The sequence below is a fragment of the Rickettsiales bacterium genome (genome assembly GCA_033762595.1).
Lineage (GTDB): Bacteria > Pseudomonadota > Alphaproteobacteria > Rickettsiales > UBA8987 > JANPLD01.
The window spans coordinates 1-2,151 of record JANRLM010000026.1; the positions used below are offsets into that span (position 1 = coordinate 1).

Below are 2,151 nucleotides of genomic sequence, written 5' to 3' on the forward strand. Positions count from 1 at the left end.
CTGAACAACTTCGCAACTGATGCATTCTGCATTCCTGTTGTTAGGCTTCTTGGCATAGATTATAACGCCTCACGGCATTTGAAAGATGTTGAATAAATAAGTGCCTCGCTAATATCAAAGTTCATATCATTTGAAGCAAGGCGGAATAACCCTTTCGCATATGAAACAACAACTGCGGTATTATCTGCATAGGAGGTTCTCAAACTTGGAAATATATCAGCAGATGCAATGCCTGATGCATTACTTGAAACATCATTTAATACCTTATGAAGCCTCGCTGACAATCCACTTCCTAGTTGAATATAATCACCTTTTTTAAGGTAATTTGTTATGTTTATTGGTAGCCCTTTCAGAGATATTGTGGTTGCCCTTGCATTATGAGCACCATTTAATTTTGGAGCACCTGCATTGGTTGCAGCAATCCCCCTTGGAACATTAGCTGAAGGGTCACCAATTAAAAATGTTCCTTGAATTCCATTGAGAGATAAAAAGAATGACGACCATTCCTCTGCAATATCTCGCTGTAATGGCGGCAATTCAACTTCCATTTCAAACCACTGACCAGGGTGAGCTTGTATTTGTTGCACACCAGAAAATGGTGACATAGTTTGTGCCACCATAGTTTTTGGAATAATCCGAACCCGCTTCACCCTGTTATTAGGAAGTGATAAAGGATAGGTAATTGGCACTTAAGCAAAACTAGGGTTACGATTTCTGGTGTCTTGAACGGCTTTTAACGCTCTACTTTCAATTGATTTATTTACTCTGTTTAATGCAGATTCAATTCTTTCAACTACGCTTGGGTCTGCACCTCTGGCATCAATGTTGTATGTAATATTGGTAGCCGAAGTTTCACCAGATGATTTATTCTCAAATGGTGAAATATTCAAATTACCATTACCAGCAAAAGCAAGTTCCGGCCCTCGCTCGCCTACGATACCAAATTTACCTTTTGGTATTGTTCTACCTTCCGCAAAAAAACCTGCAAATGACGGCAGAAATTTTGATACTGAACCGAGTATTGAGCTAAAACTGCTTGCCCCTTTACCACTACTAAACATTGAAGTTACAGAGCCAAACAAAGATGAAAGCCCAGATGATTTACCTTTGCCACCAAATATTGAACCTAAAAAATCTGAGTTCATAAAATTTGACATATTCGGAAACAGGCTGGCGCCTGTGCCTTTTTTATTTATATCGAACTTTAATAAATTAGTTAGAATGCCTTGTAGAGATTTTACTGCTACATTGCCTAAATCTTTCCATGATTTAATATTGCCATTAATAGCACCACCAAGAATATCATTTATAAAATCACCTGTTGATTGTAATGCTGTATCAGTTTGGTTTAATTCCTCTCTGAATTTACCAATCGCACTATTGTAAGCATCTTGAGTTATTAATTTTGCCTTCAACATCTGATCTGCTTTTTTTACTGAATCAGTGTATTTTTGATAAGCAGTTTTATTACCCTCAATTAAGGCTTTCGCCTCGTTTTGTATTTGATTATATTGTTCTGTCGCTGTTTTTTGCTCTTCGGTGGTTCTTTTTATTGCACCGCCAGCAAGAACAGTTTCATCAACCACCTTCTTGAAATCATCAAATGATTTGGTCGCAACTTTGTTTGATTCAACAAATGAGGTGTTTTCAGATTTAAGGTGATTTAAAACCTCAGCATGTCCACGCAAACCATCAGAAACTGATTTTATTCTCTGCTCTAAATTACCAGCGCTTTCAGCAGCAGATTTAAAACTATCTCCAATTAACGGCAAGCCATAAGCATAATCAAAAGCATCTGAAATCAACCCCGGTAATTTTGAAATCTTTTCAACAAGTGAAGCGATTTTCTCTACAATATTTTGATATATTTTTAAGAAGAAAATAATCAAGCCATCAAAGGCTTTTCTAGCAATATCAACAGCTTTTGGAATTATATCTGATAAAAAATCAGCCGCCCATTCCACCGCTGGTGCAAAATGTGCAATTATACTTCTACCAACACCAACTATTACACCCCATAATTTATCAAGCGAATCTTTCATTGATGCAATGCCGCTTGCCTGTGCATCTGTCATAGTAACGCCAAGATTATTTGCTTCATTTTTAAGCCTGATAATCCCTTCCGCACCTTCATTTAAAACTGGTATTAAA

General features: G+C 37.1%; 2 protein-coding genes. Both read right to left on the reverse strand.

The features are described from left to right. Window positions 1–59 precede the first annotated feature (59 nt). A complete protein-coding gene (locus tag SFT90_01805; GenBank protein MDX1949218.1) occupies window positions 60–620 on the reverse strand; it encodes a hypothetical protein in 561 nt (186 codons plus the stop codon). Window positions 621–689: 69 nt separating this feature from the next. Next, window positions 690–2,151, reverse strand: a 1,462-nt coding sequence (locus tag SFT90_01810) for a hypothetical protein (GenBank protein MDX1949219.1), incomplete at its 5' end; no start/stop codon positions are given.